Genomic DNA, 18,165 nt, shown 5'->3' on the forward strand with positions numbered 1-18,165 from the left:
TTGGAAGGCCACCTATAGCCAAAATCGCGGGCTGACTCGCTGCAGTCTTCTTGTATTGCCCTGACCGGGATCACGTATTTGCTGCATTCCAGAGCCATTTATGCCGGATTTCAACTGCAGTATGTTGTAAGGCAGGGTTTGAGATATCCCGCTTGACGAGACGACGAGCCGGCCTCACGCACGTTAAACGCCCGGACAAGGGAACAAACAGGATCCTGAATGCCAAACGCATTGGCAACACTGGCACTGGCCCTCTGGCCAATCGTCACGGTGGCTTTCTTTCAGAAACTGCCGCCGGGCCGCGCCGTGATTGCGACATTGTTGATTGGCTACCTGTTCTTGCCGGAACCGCCTGCCGGATTCGATTTTCCATTGATTCCACCCCTGACCAAACACACCATCCCGGCGTTGAGCGCATTGGCCATGTGGGCGGTCCTGTATTCGCGAAACTTCAATCTCTTGCCGAAATCACCGGTCACGAATTTTCTCTTCGCGCTGTTCATATTCTCGCCTATCGTCACGGCGATTTTGAACCCCTATCCGGTCTTGTGGGGCGAATTCGTGATCCCGGCAATGTCCTTCAAGGACGGCATCGGGCTTGTCATTCAGCAGGCCTTGCTGATCATCCCGTTCCTTCTGGCACGCCGGTTCCTTTACCGGGCAGAGGACCAGCGCGATCTGCTTTTTGCCTTCGTGATCGGCGGCGTGGTTTATTCGGCCCCGATGATTGTCGAGGTTGTGCTGTCCCCACAATTGAACAGGTGGATCTACGGCTATTTCCAGCATGAGTTCGCCCAAACGATCCGCTTTGGCGGATATCGTCCGATGGTGTTCCTCTATCATGGGATCTGGGTGGCGTTTTTCATGTTGCTGGCCATCCTTTCGGCTTTCGCCCTTTGGAAAACGCGGCAGCTCGAAACGAACTGGCACCTTCTGTTGGTCGCGCTCTACCTGACCGGCATCCTCGTGCTCGCCAAATCTCTGGGGGCCTGGTTGTACGCCGGGGTTTTGATCCCGATGGTGGCACTGGCCGGGCAGCGATGGCAGATGCGGCTGGCCGTTGTCATCGCCGCCTTCACGATCGCCTACCCGGCGCTCAAGGGTGTGGACCTGATCCCACAGGGCAAGATCCTCTGGGCCGCAGAAAGCATAGATTCCGAACGCGCGGCATCACTGGCCTTTCGCTTCAACAACGAAAACCGGCTTCTGGAGCGTGCAAAGCAAAAACCATTGTTCGGCTGGGGCAGCTTCAACCGTAACCAGATCATCGACACGGCCACCGGCGAGGCCGAAACGGTAACCGACGGACGCTGGGTCATCCTGATCGGGCAATTCGGCTGGCTGGGCTTTCTTGCAGAATTTTCGCTGATCGTGCTTCCGGTCTTTTTCCTGTGGCGTGAAATCCGGCACCGGGATCCGAAAGACTATTCTCCCTTCATCGTACCGCTGTCCTTGATGCTCGCGGTGAACGCATTTGACATGCTGCCCAACGCGACACTGACACCCCTGACTTGGTTGATGGCGGGGGCGCTGACCGGCTATGCCGAAACCCTGCGCCACGGTCGCAACGCATATCTGTCCGCGGATCGGCTGCAATGGCGGCCTGTCCTGTAACACGTGAGGTACGGAATGACTGACCCCTCGAGCATCCGACCCCGCGTGCTCGCCATAGCCGAGGCCGCGAACCCAGAATGGGTGAGCGTGCCGCTTGTTGGCTGGTCCTTGGCGCAGGCGCTGCGCGAGGTCGCGGATGTGCACCTCGTTACGCAGATCCGGAATCGCGACGCGATCCTGCGGGCCGGGCTGGTCGAGGGTCGCGATTTCACAGCCATAGATTCCGAAGCAGTCGCCCGCCCTCTTTGGACCTTGGCCGAGAAATTGCGGATGGGCGAAGGAAAGGGCTGGACCACGCTTCAGGCATTCAATGCCCTGATCTACCCATGGTTCGAGCATCTGATCTGGAAGGAATTCGGAAACGCGATCAAGGCCGGAGAGTTCGATCTGGTCCACCGGATCACGCCGCTCAGCCCGACCATCACATCTCCGATCGCGAAGAAGGTCGTCAAGGCCGGTGTGCCCTTCGTGCTGGGCCCCCTGAATGGAGGCGTGCCATGGCCAAGCCAATTCGACGCAGAGCGGCGTGCCGAGAAGGAATGGCTGAGCTATCTCCGAAGTGCGTACAAACATCTTCCGGGGCGGGCCAGCACGCTCAAACATGCCGCCACCATCATCGTCGGATCGCGCCACACCCAGAGCGAGGTTCCCGCCAAGCACCAGGGCAAAACCGTTTATATGCCAGAAAACGGCATTGATCCGGCGCGATTCAACCTGGCGTCAGAGCCTGACGGCGGAGTCCTTCGGGCGACCTTCGTCGGGCGACTGGTGCCCTACAAAGGCGCGGACATGCTGATCGAAGCGGCCGCGGATTTGATCGGATCGGGACGCATGACGCTTGATATCATCGGCGACGGCCCGATGCTGGACCAGTTGACCGAACAAGCAAACTCACTGGGATGCGAAAAAGGGTTAACCTTTCACAAATGGATCCCGCATGAACAGGTCCAGTCAATTCTGAGCCGGTCGCATGTCCTGAGTTTCCCGTCGATCCGCGAATTCGGTGGCGGCGTGGTGCTCGAAGCCATGGCGTTGGGTGTGGTCCCGGTGGTCGTCGACTACGCTGGACCCGGGGAGCTTGTGACCCGGGAGACCGGCTTCAAGGTTCCCTGCGGCAGCCGCGACGAGATCATCGAGGGCTTCCGCTCCACCCTGTCGGACGTCGCGGAAAATCCAGCGCGTCTGGGTCCGGTGGCGGAAAACGCGAAACGCCTTGTGCAGTCGCAGTTCCTGTGGTCGCGCAAAGCCGAACAAGTCCGGCGCGTCTATGACCGGGCCTTGGCGAAGGACAGGCCGGATTAGGGCTTGCACCCTAACCCGACCTTTTTGTGGCGCGCAGGCGTCACCCGGCATAAAACCCCGTTTGACATATTGTTTCTGCATTGATCGTTGCCAGGGCTGCACCCCGGCTGTTATGCGTCATCCATGGCGTGGGGGCGCTTAAGATAGAATTGTGTCGCTTTGCCTGCCCGATCGCAATTAAAAGTTTGGAACCTGTTCCGGATCAGAGACACGGACTCTGCACGCTCTGAAATGCGGCAGTTCCTGTTCGCGATGGCGTGCCTCGCATTCCTGTTGTCGGCCCTCGGGTTTGGGAGCATCAGCGCGAACATCTTTGCTGCCGACATCGTACTCGTATTCTGCGGCGCATGGTGCGCCAATCAACTGATCCGTGGGCCGCAGATATTCAAAGCCCAGGCGATCTGTGTCCTGCAAGCCTATTTCATCGGCGTCTTTTGCATTTCGACCCTGCTCTACGTTGCGGGGTGGTTCTTGTTCCTGCCCGTCGAGTATCAGAACCTCGGTCACGCGCTCTTGCTGGCGGCCACGTTTTCAACCAACCTCGGATTGGTGTTTTTCCCGGTCGACAGCGGATTGCGCTTTGACGGGTTGTTCCATCACCTCTGGCTGCCTGCCTTGATCGCGCAATGCTGCGCCATTCTGTCGTTTATCTTCTGGCGCCTTTACCGCAACCAGATCCGGCTTCTGGTCGTTCTGGGGGTGATCGCCTGCCTGTCGCTGGTGTTGTCGCTGATTGAAACGCAGATGGTGAAGATGCTGCCAATCGGCGGCCTGTGGGCCTTCCTGTTCGGGGCGGTACCGTTCATTGCCACGCACCGGTTCCAGGTCCTGAAATACGCGTCGATGATCGGGGCTATCAACCTCATTGCCGGGATCATGGCGATCACCGCGACGGGCGATACGATCTTTGCGCGCGCCCTTGTCGCGCTCGGTCTGTCTTTCCTCTATGTCGGCAGTCGCCCTCGAGAGATGGACACCGACGCCACGATGCAACGCCGCCGCTGGTTCGGGATGATGTTGCACACGTTTCTCTGGGCGGTGCCGCTGGCACAGTTGAATGCCGGGCTCCACATCCTGACGCCGGGCCAGGCCGATGTGCTGCTGCTGATATTCCCTTGCCTCGTCTTTGCGATCTTTTCGTGGACCATCTGGCAACATGTCGAGCAAAAGGCAGGGCGGAACCGTTTCTTCATCAGCGCGTCTGTATCGATTGTTCTCGTCATCAACGGGCTGATCGGCGCAGCGACGCAGGGAGCCGCGTTCCGGTTTCCCGAGGTGTCACAAGCCTACCTGACGGCGCTGGATGCACCGGAACCGGCGTTCACCTGCCCGCTTGAAACCGAGGGGCCGCTTGACGGGCTGGCAGTGTGCCACCTTGGCCCCAAGGGCGCGCCAGAGGCTCTGATATGGGGCGATCACCAACTGGACGCCTTGCGCGCCGGCTATTCCGAGGCAGCCCGCCGCACTGATATCCCGACGCTCCTGATCGGGCGAACGGATTGTATACCGCTCGACCGCTTGCAAACGCGGTTCCCGGCGAGCGCCGAACAGTCGGGACGGCAATGCGACCGGCAATCCGCACAGATCCTCCAGGCGCTGCCACACCTGCCCGGCATAAGGCAGGTCACTCTCGTGGGCGATTGGCTCCATTACACGAATACCCGCTCCACCGAACTGTCGCCGCGCGTGCCGATCCGGATTGGGCCCAGTGATGGAACGCCGATCAATCTGGACCATCAAACCGCCTATATCGCCACCGCGGCCGAACACACCACCCGAATGCTGACAGAGCAGGGCATTCGTGTCTCAGTGCTGCGCCAGGTCCCGTCACAGCCCCGGTTCGACGCGGAGCTGGCCGCCCGCGCTGACGTTCCCGGGGCGCAGTTCTACGTCAACCTGCCTCGAATTTCCCTTGGCACTGACAAACAGGCAGCCGCGGCGCGCCACGCCGAAATTGACGGTCTGTTCAATGATCTGGCGGTGAAAGGGCTTCTCAGCTATGTGAATTCATGGCCCGCATTCTGCAGCGATCTGCGCTGTGACGTGCGCGGCGGGTTGTCCAGCGACTATCTCACCTCAACGCGTCTGACTCCCAGCGGTGCACTGTCGCTCAGCGATATCCTTGCCGAAGACCTGAAGCGGGTGAAAACGCACACACCGATCCGGCGCGGGATGGGAAGCTGATCAAGCGGCCTGTGTGGCCATCAACTCCTTCCAGCGGTGGCAGGACACGGCATGTCCCGCGCCGTCGATTTCCAATTGCGGCTCGACCTGTTTGCAATGGTCGATCGCATGCGGACAGCGCGTGTGGAATTTGCAGCCCGAGGGCTGGTTCGTGGGTGACGGGATTTCGCCTGTCAGCTTTTGCACCGCACCCCGATCATCGGGATCAAGCGACGGGATCGCCGAAAACAAGGCCCTCGTGTAGGGATGACGCGCTGCTTCGAAAAGCTTGCGCGTGGGCGCGGTTTCGACCAGCCGGCCCAGATACATGACCGCGACATGATCACAGGTATGGGCAACCACCGACAGATCATGACTGATGAACATGAATGTAACGCCCATGTCGGACTGGATCTGCTTCAAAAGATTCAGAACATCCGCCTGGATCGACACATCGAGCGCGGCGACGCTTTCATCGGCAACGATGAAGTTCGGAGCCGAGACAAGCGCGCGCGCGATCGAGATCCGCTGACGCTGGCCGCCAGAAAATGCATGCGGGAAACGACGCAGATGCTCTAGGTTGAGCCGGCATTTCGCCGCGATCTCGCGCACGCGCTTGTCGGTTTCCTGACGCGTTTTGGTCAGGCCCATCACTTCCAGCGGTTCGGCGATAATGTCGCGCACCGTCATGCGCGGGCTCAAGGCCGCGTATGGATCCTGAAAGATCAGCTGCGCCCGTTTGCGATAATCCTTGAGCTGGTTCTTGGTGATGTTTTCGAGGTCGTATTCCACCTCTCCATCGCTGTAATGCGCGCCGCCCCCTGTGATCGGAACTGCCTTGAGAAGCGCGCGCCCCAGCGTTGTCTTGCCCGACCCGCTTTCCCCGACAAGTCCAAAGACAGATCCCTTTTCGATGTCCAGCGACACGTCATCGACTGCCTTGAGGATCTGCTTGCTGAACAGGCCGGAGCCTATGGGAAACCCGACGGACAGGCTCTTCGCTCGGATCAGTATGTCGCTCACGCCATCTCCTCCGTGTAGATATGACATGCAACACGATGCGACCCGTCAAGATCGCGGTCTTTCGGGTCGACTTGCTTGCAGACATCGCCAACCACCTGGCGACAGCGGGTGTGAAACACACATCCTGATGGCCGTTCCAACGGAGACGGAATATCACCGGGCACAGGGGTCAGCGGCGCATCAATATCATCCAGTTTCGGCAGCGCGGCGATGAGTCCTTGTGTGTATGGATGCTTGGGCTGGCGGATCACATCACGCACCGGACCGGTTTCGATCATGCGTCCCAGATACATCACATTCACCTTGTCGGCAGTCTGGGCCACGACACCCAGGTCGTGCGTGATAAAGACGATCCCCATCTGGAATTCCGATACGAGATCTTTCATCAGGTCGATCACCTGCGCCTGGATCGTCACGTCCAGAGCGGTGGTCGGCTCATCCGCGATCAGAAGCTTGGGCTGTGTCGAAAGTGCCATGGCGATCATCGCGCGCTGCCGCATCCCGCCGGACAACTCGAACGCATATTGATTGAACCGCTTGCCAGCGTCCGAAATCCCGACACGGTCGAGCATCTCGATGGACCAGCGTTTTGCCTGTTCCTTGGTGTAGTCGCCATGCAGTTGCAGCTGTTCGACCATCTGGTTGCCGATGCTGATCGCGGGGGCGAAACTGGCCATCGGTTCCTGGAAAATCATCGAAACGGCGCCTCCGCGCACGATGTTCAACTCCTTCGGCGTCTTCAGCGACAAGACATCGACCGGGCCGGTCTCGGTGTGCAGAGTGATCTTGCTTTCAGGGCTGTAGACCGCGTTCCTGGCATTGAGATGCATCAGCGCCTTGGCGGTGACGGACTTGCCAGAGCCGCTTTCGCCGACCAGCCCCATGACCTCGCTCTTGTCGAGCGAGAAGCTCACATTGTCGACAGCCGTGATCAATCCCTCGTCGGTACGGAATTGCAGCGTCAGGTTTTCAACATCAAGCAAAGCCGTCATTTGTTGTTATCCGAATAGGGGTCGGCTGCGTCGCGCAGACCGTCGCCGACAAACACGAACGCCATCACCAGTGCGATGAAAAAGATCACGGGGATGAAGTACCATTGATAGTTGAGCAGCACATCCGCGCTGGTCACGTTCTGGAGCATGACCCCGAGACTGTTGACCGGATCCTTGAGGCCCAGCCCGATAAAGGACAGCGCGGTTTCCGACAGCACCATGTACGGAAACGAGATCACCAGATCCACGATAATGTAGCTGGTAAAACTGGGCAGCAAATGCCGCCGGATCACATGGCCCGAGGACGCGCCACACAACTGCGCCGCCAGCACGTATTCCTGATTGCGCTCGGTCAGAAGATGCGTCCGCACCCGCCGCGCCAAGGTGGGCCAGCCGATCAGCCCGAGGATCAGGGATATGTAGAAGAACCGTTCCTCTGCCGAAAGCTCTGGCGGCATGAAGGCAGCCACAGCCATGAACAGCGGGATCGCGGGCACCGTTCGGACGGCATCTGTGATCATCTGCAACACGGAATCGATCCAGCCGCCATAGTATCCCGACACACCCCCGATCACGAGCGCCAGGACAAAGGCGATAAAGACGCCGATGGTGCCCACCTGAAGCGAGGTCCAGATCGCGTGGAAGGTGCGCGAGAAGATGTCCTTGCCGCTCGCATCCGTGCCGAAGACATGCACAAAACCCTCTTGGGTGCCAAACAGATGCGTGTCCATCGGGATGAAGCCGAACAGCTTGTACTCCCAGCCCTCGACGAAGAAATAGACGTAGTTCCGCTCGTCCTCGTTCACCGTCGTCACCCAGCGGAAATTCGTTTCCAGGGACCGTTCCCGCTCCACGGCGTGCACGAAGGGGCGCAGGGAACAGCCAGTGTCATCACAGAACATCGGAACCTGCGGCGCGCCGTTGGTGTAATCGTCATTCTTGCCCGCTATGGTCGGATTGTACGGCGACAGGAACGGCGCAAAGAGGCCTGTCAGGATCAAGAAGGCCAGCACGCAGGCGGCGACCATCGCCGACCGTTGTTTCTTGAACCGTGCCCAGATCAGCTGGCCCTGCGAGGCGGTGAAATACGCCTCTTTCGACCTGCGCTGCACCGCGTCTTCTGTTTCGACCACCTGCACATGGGGGCCGGTGGTCTCTGCGAGGTTCGGCTGCAGGGGATCCGGTGTCGTCGTCATGGCGTCACCTCACAATGCTTTTGCGGACGCGCGGGTCCAGAACGGCCAGCATCACATCCGTCAGAAAGTTCAGCGACACGATGGACGCCGTCAGAAGGAAGATGATCGCGCCGGCAAGCTGTTGGTCATTCGACCGTGCCAGCGCCTCGATCAACAGCGCCCCCGCCTCGGTCAGCGTCAGGATGAGGGCCACGATGGGCAATTCGTTGAAGATGCGATTGAGATCGAACCCGAGGCTGTTGATGATCGGCCCGAGCGCATGACGCGCCGGGTAATTCCACAAAAGCCTGCGCCCATGCACACCGCGGGCCGACGCAGCCGTGACATAAAGCTTGCCAATCTCGTCGGACATGAGGGCGCGCACCGTCTGAAGCGCAAAGGCCGTGGCCGACCAACCAAGAATGAAGATGGGAAGCCAAGCATTGCTGAGCAGGTCTTTCATCCGCCCCCAACTCCAGTCCGCATCGCGATATTCGGCGGAAAAGAGGCCGGTCAGCGTGTCCCCGAAATACACGGTCGAGAACAGCATGATCATCAGCGCCAGCAGGAAATTCGGCAGCGCCAGGCCAAGATAGCTGAACAGGCGCAACGAATTGTTCAGAACCGCGTTTTGCGAGGCCGCCGCAATGATCCCGACGGGCAGGGCGATGGCATAGGCAAGCGCCAGAGACGCCAGACACAGGCCAAGCGAGATCCAGAACTTGTCACCCATCAATTGCGCGATATTCACCCGCAGGATGCAGCTTTCGCCGAATTCGCCCTGAAAGGCGTTGACGATCCACTTGCTCCACCGTTCAAGAAACGGGCGGTCAAGGCCCAGTCGCACGCGTTCGGCTTCGATATCGGCCACCGAAATGCCGGAGCCTTGTGTGTTCTTGAAGGCCAGATAGCGTTCGGCACAATCGCCGGGGACAAACTCCATCAGCGAAAACACGACAAGCGAGACGATCACCAATGTGAGCATCGCGAAAACAGCGCGTGTCGCAACAAAACGAGCAAAGTTCAGCATGAAGAACGTCCCTGCAAGATGTCCAAATCCCCGATTGTCACGGGCTGTTTTCCAGACAACACTCAGTCCCTAAACCGCTGCGGACACGCAAAGCCCGCCCGCAGCAGAGTCACACGGGCTTATTCGTCCAGCCACCATTGCGTGGCACGGTACGGATAGGTCCGGTAGTATTCGTAGGAATGCGTCTTGAAGTCGGCAAAGTTCTTCAGATCGTTGTTCTGATAAATCGGTGCCGGAGCATTCACAGTGCCGATGAACATCATGTTCTCGACCATCGCCTTGACCAGATCATTGCCAAGCTGCTCGAACTCCGCGGTGCCTTGGGCGGCGGACTGAAGCGCGTTGATGTCGTCGATCATGTCCTTGGCCCATTGCGGAGGCTCGACACCCTCGGCACCATCGGAATCGATCCACTCGGCCCAGAGCATCGCGTTGCGCACACCGAAGTAGTTTTCATACGGCGGCACCCACAATTCGTTGTTGCCCAGAACAATCGCCAGCGGCTGTGATTTGCGCCACATGGCCACGTCAAGCTGGTTCGAGGACTGCGCCGACCGGTACTCGTCCGGCGTCACTTCCTTGACCACGGACTGGATCCCCACATCGGCCCAGTTCTGTGCCACGAGTTCAACGGTCTGACCGGCCACGCCCTGGGTCGAGAAGTTGAGGTTCAGCACAAGCTTGTCGCCGTTCGGCAATTCGCGGAAGCCGTCACCGTCGGTGTCTTCCATGCCCAGCGCATCAAGCGCAGCATTGGCCGCATCTGGATCATACTCGGCCTTGTAGGTCAGCCAGTCCTGATCCACGAATTCCGGCAACGGCGAGAACCCCACATATTGCTGCGGTGTGCCCTGACCGAAGAAGCCAAGCTCGTTCAGATCTTCGCGGTTGATCGCAACCGACATCGCCTCGCGGAAGGACAGATCGCTGAACACTGCGCGCTTGGCCGGGTCCTCATGCGTGACGTTGAAACCGAACACGCTCTGCGTGATCTCGGAGCGCAGATGAATGGTGTAGTCGCTGCTTTCCTGGTTCTCCAGGAGGATCGGCGCAGAGGCGAGTTGCAGGGATTGAGACTTGTAATCCACCTCACCGTTCACGAGCTTGAGGATACGCACCTCGTTGTCGTTGATATAAAGCTCATCCTGCGTCGAGATATAGGGCAACTGCTGGCCCGTCGGATCGACCTGGAAGAAGTAGGGATTCGCCACCAACTGACGGCCCTCGGTCGTGTCGTTGATGTAGATGTGCGATTCCAGCGTCGGATAGGTCGCCTTGGGCAGATCGTCGACAATATCGGCACGCGACAACATCGGCGTCGGCGTGTCGGTCCAGTCGGAGTTGCCATAATACGCAAGAATGGCGTCATAACCGTCTTCGAACCCGAGGCTCTGCGCATAGCTGTCCGCATCCGGGTTCACATCCGGGTGGAACTGGCCAAGGAAATGCTTCGGCTGGAATGGCTGCGAATAATGCGTCGCAAAATGCGCGATCAAACCGGGCTTCGGTGCCGGCAGGTTGAAGATCACCGTGGTGTCGTCCGGTGCTTCGATGGTCATCGGCTCGCCCGCGACGGTGATGTAATCCTTGGGCGTTTCGGAGATGTTTTCGTCCAGCATCAGGTTGTCGTGGTAGAACACGATATCCGCACTGGTGAACGGCTCACCGTCGGACCACTTGTGGCCTTCGCGCAGCTTGATCGTCAGTTGGGTGAAATCGTCGTTCCAGTCCCATGACTTCGCCACGTTCGGCACGATGGTCTGAAGATCGTCTGAGTAGCGCATCAGGCTGACATGGCGCACCGACAGGAAATCGGACGTGCCCGCCTCGGTCGCGTTGGACAAGACGTTCAGTTCACCGCCATATTCGCCAACACTGTTATAGGGCACCATGACAAGAGGTTCGGCCGGGATCCGCTCGGAGAGCGGTGGAAGCTCCGGGTTGCCCTTGATCTGCGCGTTCAGCGCTTCAATCTCGGGGTTGGTGGAAAACTCCATCACGCAGCCAGCGGCGTCCTGAAAGGCACTGAGCTCGTATTGCTGGGGATATTCGCCGGGCGCGATGCCCTGCATGTCATCCAAGGTGACCGCCGGGCAATTGGCATAGGCCGCTGCCGGAAGGGCAAGCAGGGCAACGCCTGAAAGTAATAGTCGTTTCATGGTCTCTCCTGTTGGTTCCAAGTGTTCATCAGGGGCTGATCCCCCTGTTGTGTCCGGATCTGCCGAAACAGCCGGTCATTCCGGATCTTGATCCATCGCTTGAGTCATTTGTAAGATTCGTATTGGCGATAGAGGGCAGTCGGTCGAAACATCTCCTGTTTTGCATCCGCGCAGGTGCGGACAGCCGCGTTTTGTATCTCTGGCAACCATGACAGATCCATGACAGTCCAACGGGTCACGACGCCACCTTAACGCCGTCATCGGTAATCTTCGTGCGGGAAAACGTGCCATCGGCATGGATCATGCGATGGCGGAGCAAATCCTGCATCAAATCGAGCATTGTCTGCGAATGTGATGAATTTTTCGCCAGGTTTTGCGTCTCGGTCCCACCCGACACATCCATGAGAACAGGGGGCAAGCCCCCGGCAAACTGCACATAGCGCAGAGTGTCTTTGCGCAGCACGGCCAGCTTGGCCTCGTCGATGGACAGGCCATGCGCCGTTTGCCAAGCCGTTGGCGTGATCGGGTCAGCGAAATCAAGCTCGGACACCGAAACCTGTTTCCAGGCCTCCGGAACGGTCCGGTTCAGAAACGGTTTCAGGCTGCGCCCATCCATGGAATGGAGCACCGACAGGCCAAGGCAGTCGAGGATTGTCGGCGTCACATCTATCGACTCTGTCGGCGCCATCACGACATGACCGCGCGCTTGGGCCGCTGGATCGCGGATGATCAGCGGGACATGGAAAGCGGCGTCGTGGAACGTTGTCTTGCCCCAAATACCGTAATCACCCAACAAGTCGCCATGATCGGCAGTCAGGACGATCAGCGTGTCGTCATACTGGCCCGTCTCCCTGAGCCAGCCGATCAGCCGGCCGACATGATGATCGACCTCGGTCGCCAGCCCGAAATAGAGCTTGCGGATCATCTTGGTGGTTTCGTCTGTCGCGGGCAGATCGGGAAACCCGATGACAGTCGACGCGGCAGAGCTTTGCATCCGCGCGGTGGTCAGGAACGGGTGCCAATCCGGGTCCGCAGCCTGTCGCGGCGGGGGCATCCGCGCAGCATCATACATCGCGTTGTAAGGCGCCGGGGCGACAAACGGGGGATGCGGGCGAATATAGGTCAGCAGCGCGAACCAGCCGGAATCGCGCTGCGACAGGTCGGCAAGCGTCCGGTCGGTCAGGAAGGCGGTATCACTGTCGCCGGCTGCGTAAAGGGCCGGAGCGTCAGGCGCATCTCCCGCGGGTCGGTACAGGGCCGGATAGGGCGGGACATCATACCCCTTCTGGCCCAGGTCGGTCTCCCACGCGCGGGAATCGCCTTCCAGACGCATTCGCACCACTTCGGTGAAACCGGGCATCACCTCTTCATAGGAAAACAACCGCGGATCGTCCGGGGGCAGGAACCGGGGATCCTGCGATGTGTCGGTATACCCAAAGAGCAGCGGATCATGCCCCTGCGCGCGCATCACGCTGGCAAGGTTCGGCGTATCCCGCTTGAGCGGCGTCCCGTTGCGGGTCGCTCCGTGGTTCGACGCGTATTGCGCCGTGAGCAGCGACACCCGAGACGGCCCGCAGGGCGAGGTGACGGAATAATGCGACTGGAACGCGACCGAGTCATCGGCCAGCTTACGGATATTGGGCAGGTCAAGATGCTCTGACAGAGCGCCGAAAACGCAATCAGCGCGCAGCTGATCGATTACGATAAAAAGCGTATTCGTCTTGGTTTTTGTCACGGCACATCCCAGAACTGGACGGATGATGCCCTGAACAAATCATATGTAAAGAGAGGCGTTCGCTATACCTCCATAGGTCAAACTTATACTTTGGCCTGCGCAACCACCCGTTTCACAGACTTGAGAAACCCCCGGATCAACGGCACGTCGCACCGCGCGGACAGGGTGACAAGCGATTCCGACATGCCGATGTCCACATCTTCGAACGGTAACGTCAGCAGCCGCCTGTCGTGCCCGACCTCCGCCTCGCTGATAAACCCGATCCCGGCACCAGACGCCACGACTTCGCGCATTGCCTCACGCCCCTCAACCTCGATCGCGGGCATGAGGGACAACCCGAGGCGCATCGCTTCTTCTTCAACAATCGCGCGGGTCCGCGACCCCGCCTCGCGGAAAACAAGTGGATACCTGGCCAGATCCCTGAACCGCAGCGCCCGCGTTCCCTTGCGAAGATACCCCTTGCCCGCAAGGCCAAGGATCGGTGTACGGCCCAGATCGACCGCATCAAGATCGGGTGCCGTGACAGAGTTGCCGATCACGCCGATCTCGGCTTCGTAGTTGCGCAGGCGGCGCAACAAGTCTTCTGTATTGCCGGTCCGGATCGTGACGAACACATCCGGGTTCGAGGCACGAAACCGGCTGACCGCGGCCGTGATATGCATCGCGGAATCGGCCATGATCCGAAGATGCCCGGACAGCGCCGCGCGGTTCTCATCGAACAGCGCGGCGATCCGGTCCTCGACTTCGAACATCTCGCTTGTCAGGCGAAAAAGCGCTTCGCCGGCCTTGGTCATGCGCACCTGCCGCGCCTCGCGCGAAAACAGCAGCACGTCGTGTCGCTGTTCCAGTTGCCGGACCTGATCGGACACCGAGGGTTGCGATATGTTCAGCGCCCGCGCTGCGCTGGAAAAACCGCCATGCAAAGCAACGTGATGAAACGCCCGCAAATGACTGTATCGCATGGATCCCTCCGATTTGATACGAAGACATATAACCAAGGGTTATTGAAGAATAGCAAACAAAGATTTCAAATATGAATGCCCGCATTGCATATCGGACACAGGATCAAATTCGGAACCCCGCCATGTCGTCCAGCCCCCTGCCCATGCCAGCACTCGGCGAACCCTATCTTCTCACCCCCGGCCCGCTGACAACCGCCTGTTCCGTCAAACAGGCGATGCTGAAGGACTGGGGCAGTTGGGACGACGATTTCCGCGCCCTCACCCGCGACATGCGCCGTCGCCTGCTTGCGATGATCGGAGACACCGCGCCGGAGTATGACTGCGTGCCGATCCAGGGCTCGGGCAGCTATTGCGTCGAAGCGATGCTGGGTAGCTTTGTGCCACGCGACGGTAAGGTGCTTGTCCTGGCAAACGGCGCCTACGGCCTGCGCGCGGCGCAGACACTGGATTATCTGGGACGCGCATATCACGTGCTCGACAAGGGCGATTACCTGCCTCCGCGCGGCACGGAGGTGGCACAGATCCTCGCCGAGGACCCAATGATCACCCATGTGTTGGCGATCCATTGCGAAACCTCCAGCGGTATACTGAACCCGTTGGAAGAAATTGCCGAAGCAACGCAAGCCGCCGGGCGCAAGCTGCTGATCGATTCCATGTCGGCCTTTGGCGCGCTGCCGCTTGATCCCGGCGCTCTCAACTGCGCCGCCTTCGTATCCTCGGCCAATAAATGCATCGAAGGTGTGCCCGGGTTCGGCTTCGTCATCGCCCGCAAGGAGGAAATTGACGCCTCCAGGGGCAACTCGCATTCCCTGTCGCTGGACGTGCACGCGCAATGGGCAACGATGGAGAAAACCGGACAGTGGCGCTACACCCCGCCGACCCATGTGGTCGCAGCGTTCCTCAAGGCGCTCGATCTGCACGAGGCCGAAGGCGGCGTGCCCGCCCGTGGTGCGCGCTACACAAACAATCGGGACGTGGTCGTGCAGGGTTTGCGGGATCTCGGCTTTGAAACACTGCTCGAGGATCGCTGGCTCAGCCCGATCATCGTCACCTTTTTCTGCCCCGCCGATACAAACTTCACCTTCAAGGGATTCTATGACTCCATGAAAGCGCGGGGCTTCATCATCTACCCCGGCAAGCTGACCGTGGTGGAGTCTTTCCGCATCGGGGTGATCGGGCAAATGGATGAACACGTCATGCGCCGCGTGGTCGAAGCGGCCCGCGAGGCTCTGACTGACATGAACGTAAGCTGCGCGGCCCCACCCGCAGCCGCCCTCGAAGAACGCAAGAAACTCGCCGCCTGAAGGAAGAGACATGCCCCTCACGAACCCCGTGGTCGCCAATGACCGCACCTACCCCGTGCCCAGAACCTGCGCGATTGCGATCTGTCTGGATGGCTGCGAACCGGAATACCTTGAGGTCGCGATTGCCGAAGGTCTGATGCCGACACTCAAGCGCATCCGCGAAACCGGGACAGACCGTCTGGCCCATTCGGTGATCCCCTCCTTTACCAACCCCAACAACATGAGCATCGCCACCGGCCGCCCGCCTGCGGTGCATGGCATCTGCGGCAACTTCCTCTATGAGCCGGAAACCGGCCAGGAAGTGATGATGAACGACCTGCGCTTCCTGCGCGCCCCGACCGTTTTCTCGAAATTCTACGAGGCCGGTGCGCGTGTCGCTGTCATCACCGCCAAGGACAAGCTGCGCGCGCTTCTGGGCGCTGGGCTGAAGTTCGACGAAGACCGCGCGATTGCGTTTTCCTCGGAACGGTCGGGCGACACGACGAAAGCGGAACACGGGATCGACAAGGCGTCGGACTGGCTCGGCATGCCGGTGCCCGAGGTCTATTCCGCTGACCTGTCGGAATTCGTCTTCGCCGCGGGCGTAAAGTTGCTGAAGGAGTGGAAACCGGACGTGATGTACCTGTCCACGACCGACTACATCCAGCACAAGTTCGCCCCGGACGAACAAGGCGCCAAGGACTTCTACGCGATGTTCGACCGCTACCTGACCGAGCTTGACGCGATGGGTGCCGCCATCGTCGTGACCGCCGACCACGGCATGAAGCCCAAGCATGACGCCAATGGTGACCCGGCGGTGATCTACGTTCAGGATCTGCTCGACGAGTGGCTGGGCGAAGCCGCCGCCCGCGTGATCCTGCCGATCACCGACCCTTATGTCGTGCATCACGGTGCACTTGGGTCCTTTGCCACGGCCTACCTGCCCTCCGGCGCAGATCAGGCCGACATCATCGCCCGCCTGCGCGCTTTGCCGGAAATGCTCGAAGTTGTGGACAAGGCCACGGCTGTCCAGAAATACGACCTGCCCGCCGACCGGATCGGTGATATCGTGATGATCTCGACCGAGAACATGACCATCGGCACCAGCGCCCACCGTCACGACCTTGCCGCACTCAAGGAACCGCTCCGCAGCCATGGCGGCCTGACCGAACAAGAGGTCCCGTTCATCGTGAACCGCAAGATCGATTTGCCCGGCGCGCCCGTCTTGCGCAACTTCGATGCGTTCTTCTACGCCACCGCCGCCGCAGCCCTCGAAGAGGTGGAAGCATGACCGACATCCGCCACGACCAGATGCGCATCGGCGGCGAAAAGGTCGATACCGACGCGCGCATCGAGGTGCGGTATCCCTATACCGACGAGGTGATCGGGACGGTGCCCGCTGGCAACGCAGACCACGCCCGCCGCGCATTCGAGATTGCCGCGAACTACACGCCAAAACTCACCCGGTATGAACGCAGCCAGATCCTGCAACGGGCCGGGCAACTGATCGGCGAACGCCGCGATGACCTCGCCAAATGGCTGGTGCTGGAACTGGGCATCTGCCACCAGCACGCGATCTACGAGACCAAGCGCGCGCAGGATGTCTACCAATTCGCCGCCGCCGAAGCGCTCAAGGACGATAGCGAGGTGTTTTCCTGCGACCTCACCCACAACGGCAAGGCGCGCAAGATCTTCACCATGCGCGAACCGGTGCGCGCCATCAGCGCGATCACCCCGTTCAACCACCCGCTCAACATGGTCAGCCACAAGATCGCGCCATCGATTGCGACCAATAATTGCATGGTCTGCAAGCCGACGGAATTGACACCACTCACGGCGCTGACTTTGGCGGATATCCTCTACGAGGCGGGCCTGCCGCCCGAGATGTTCCAGGTGGTCACGGGGATGCCCGCCGACATCGGCGATGAGATGATCACCAACGAGAATATCGATATCATCACCTTCACCGGCGGTGTTCCCGTCGGCAAACTCATCGCGGGCAAAGCAGGCTACAAACGCACCGCTCTGGAACTGGGCGGGAACGATCCCCTGATCGTCTGCAACGACCTGAGCGATGCCGACCTCGACAAAGCCGCGACCATCGCCGTGGCAGGCGCCACCGGCAATTCCGGCCAGCGGTGTACCGCGATCAAACGCATCCTCGTGCAGGAAAGCGTGGCGGACCGCTTCGTCCCGCTGGTGGTCGAGAAGGCCAAGAAGATCAAATTCGGCGATCCGCAGGACCCGGAAACCGAACTTGGCTGCGTGATCCATGCGCAAGCCGCCGAGCTTTTCGAAAAGCGCGTCACCATGGCCGCAGATCAAGGCGCCAAGGTTCTCTACAATCCCGGTCGTCAAGGCGCGCTGCTGCCCCCCATCGTTGTCGATCACGTGCCCCATGAAAGCGAACTGGTGATGGAGGAAACCTTCGGCCCCATCATCCCCATCGTGCGCGTGCCCGACGATGACACCGAGGTGATGCGCATCTCGAACAGCACCGACTTCGGTCTGTCTTCGGGCGTGTGCACCAACGATCTGAACCGCGCGATCGCCTATATCAACGGCTTGAATGTCGGCACCTGCAACATCTGGGAACAGCCCGGCTACCGGATCGAGATGTCCCCGTTCGGCGGCATCAAGGACAGCGGCAACGGCGTGAAGGAGGGCGTCATCGAAGCGATGAAATTCTTCACCAACGTCAAAACCTACAGCCTGCCATGGCCATGA

General features: G+C 59.9%; 13 protein-coding genes. 6 read left to right on the top strand and 7 right to left on the bottom strand.

Translation table 11 applies throughout. The features are described 5' to 3' along the window. Positions 1-219: 219 nt before the first annotated feature. The 3 genes from LCF59_RS09295 (at position 220) to LCF59_RS09305 (ending at position 5,100) form a co-directional block, all read left to right on the top strand. The gene (locus tag LCF59_RS09295; protein ID WP_292287189.1) at positions 220-1,614 is read left to right on the top strand and encodes a hypothetical protein; all 1,395 of its coding nucleotides are present in this window, start codon (positions 220-222) and stop codon (positions 1,612-1,614) included. Positions 1,615-1,629: 15 nt separating this feature from the next. Then, a complete protein-coding gene (locus LCF59_RS09300) occupies positions 1,630-2,916 on the top strand; it encodes a glycosyltransferase family 4 protein (protein ID WP_292287190.1) in 1,287 nt (428 codons plus the stop codon). A gap of 231 nt (positions 2,917-3,147) precedes the next feature. Then, positions 3,148-5,100: an SGNH hydrolase domain-containing protein gene (locus LCF59_RS09305; RefSeq protein ID WP_292287191.1), complete on the top strand. Its 1,953-nt coding sequence runs from the start codon at positions 3,148-3,150 to the stop codon at positions 5,098-5,100. Here the strand turns inward: LCF59_RS09305 and LCF59_RS09310 are convergent, their stop codons facing one another. From LCF59_RS09310 to LCF59_RS09340, 7 genes are all read right to left on the bottom strand, one after another. Next, positions 5,101-6,102 carry an ABC transporter ATP-binding protein gene (locus LCF59_RS09310; RefSeq protein ID WP_292287192.1) on the bottom strand — a complete coding sequence of 334 codons (1,002 nt, stop codon included), beginning with the start codon at positions 6,100-6,102 and terminating at the stop codon, positions 5,101-5,103. It lies immediately after the preceding gene. After that, positions 6,099-7,094 (bottom strand): ABC transporter ATP-binding protein, encoded by a 996-nt coding sequence (locus LCF59_RS09315; RefSeq protein WP_292287193.1) that lies wholly within the window; start codon positions 7,092-7,094, stop codon positions 6,099-6,101. The genes LCF59_RS09310 and LCF59_RS09315 overlap by 4 nt, the downstream gene beginning before the upstream one ends. Continuing rightward, complete coding sequence (locus LCF59_RS09320; protein WP_292287194.1) at positions 7,091-8,290, bottom strand: ABC transporter permease; 1,200 nt, start codon at positions 8,288-8,290, stop codon at positions 7,091-7,093. Before LCF59_RS09320 ends, LCF59_RS09315 begins: the two co-directional genes overlap by 4 nt. Positions 8,291-8,294: 4 nt before the next feature. Further along, complete coding sequence (locus LCF59_RS09325) at positions 8,295-9,299, bottom strand: ABC transporter permease (RefSeq protein WP_292287195.1); 1,005 nt, start codon at positions 9,297-9,299, stop codon at positions 8,295-8,297. A gap of 119 nt (positions 9,300-9,418) precedes the next feature. After that, complete coding sequence (locus tag LCF59_RS09330) at positions 9,419-11,458, bottom strand: ABC transporter substrate-binding protein (RefSeq protein WP_292287196.1); 2,040 nt, start codon at positions 11,456-11,458, stop codon at positions 9,419-9,421. 235 nt (positions 11,459-11,693) lie between these two features. Further along, a complete protein-coding gene (locus LCF59_RS09335; protein WP_292287197.1) occupies positions 11,694-13,193 on the bottom strand; it encodes a sulfatase-like hydrolase/transferase in 1,500 nt (499 codons plus the stop codon). A gap of 83 nt (positions 13,194-13,276) precedes the next feature. After that, entirely contained in the window at positions 13,277-14,155 is an 879-nt protein-coding gene (locus LCF59_RS09340; RefSeq protein ID WP_292287198.1) for a LysR substrate-binding domain-containing protein, read from the bottom strand. A gap of 122 nt (positions 14,156-14,277) precedes the next feature. Here LCF59_RS09340 and LCF59_RS09345 point away from each other — a divergent pair, with 122 nt between their 5' ends. Genes LCF59_RS09345 through phnY form a run of 3 tightly spaced genes read left to right on the top strand, consistent with a single transcriptional unit; the run spans position 14,278 to position 18,165 of the window. Next, positions 14,278-15,459 carry a 2-aminoethylphosphonate--pyruvate transaminase gene (locus LCF59_RS09345; protein ID WP_292287199.1) on the top strand — a complete coding sequence of 394 codons (1,182 nt, stop codon included), beginning with the start codon at positions 14,278-14,280 and terminating at the stop codon, positions 15,457-15,459. Positions 15,460-15,469: 10 nt separating this feature from the next. Then, a complete protein-coding gene (gene phnA / locus LCF59_RS09350; RefSeq protein WP_292287200.1) occupies positions 15,470-16,729 on the top strand; it encodes a phosphonoacetate hydrolase in 1,260 nt (419 codons plus the stop codon). Further along, on the top strand, positions 16,726-18,165 hold the full coding sequence (gene phnY, locus LCF59_RS09355) for a phosphonoacetaldehyde dehydrogenase (protein WP_292287201.1): 1,440 nt from the start codon (positions 16,726-16,728) through the stop codon (positions 18,163-18,165). The genes phnA and phnY overlap by 4 nt, the downstream gene beginning before the upstream one ends.

It is taken from the genome of Marivita sp., assembly GCF_020055675.1.
In the GTDB taxonomy this organism is placed as follows: Bacteria; Pseudomonadota; Alphaproteobacteria; order Rhodobacterales; family Rhodobacteraceae; genus Marivita.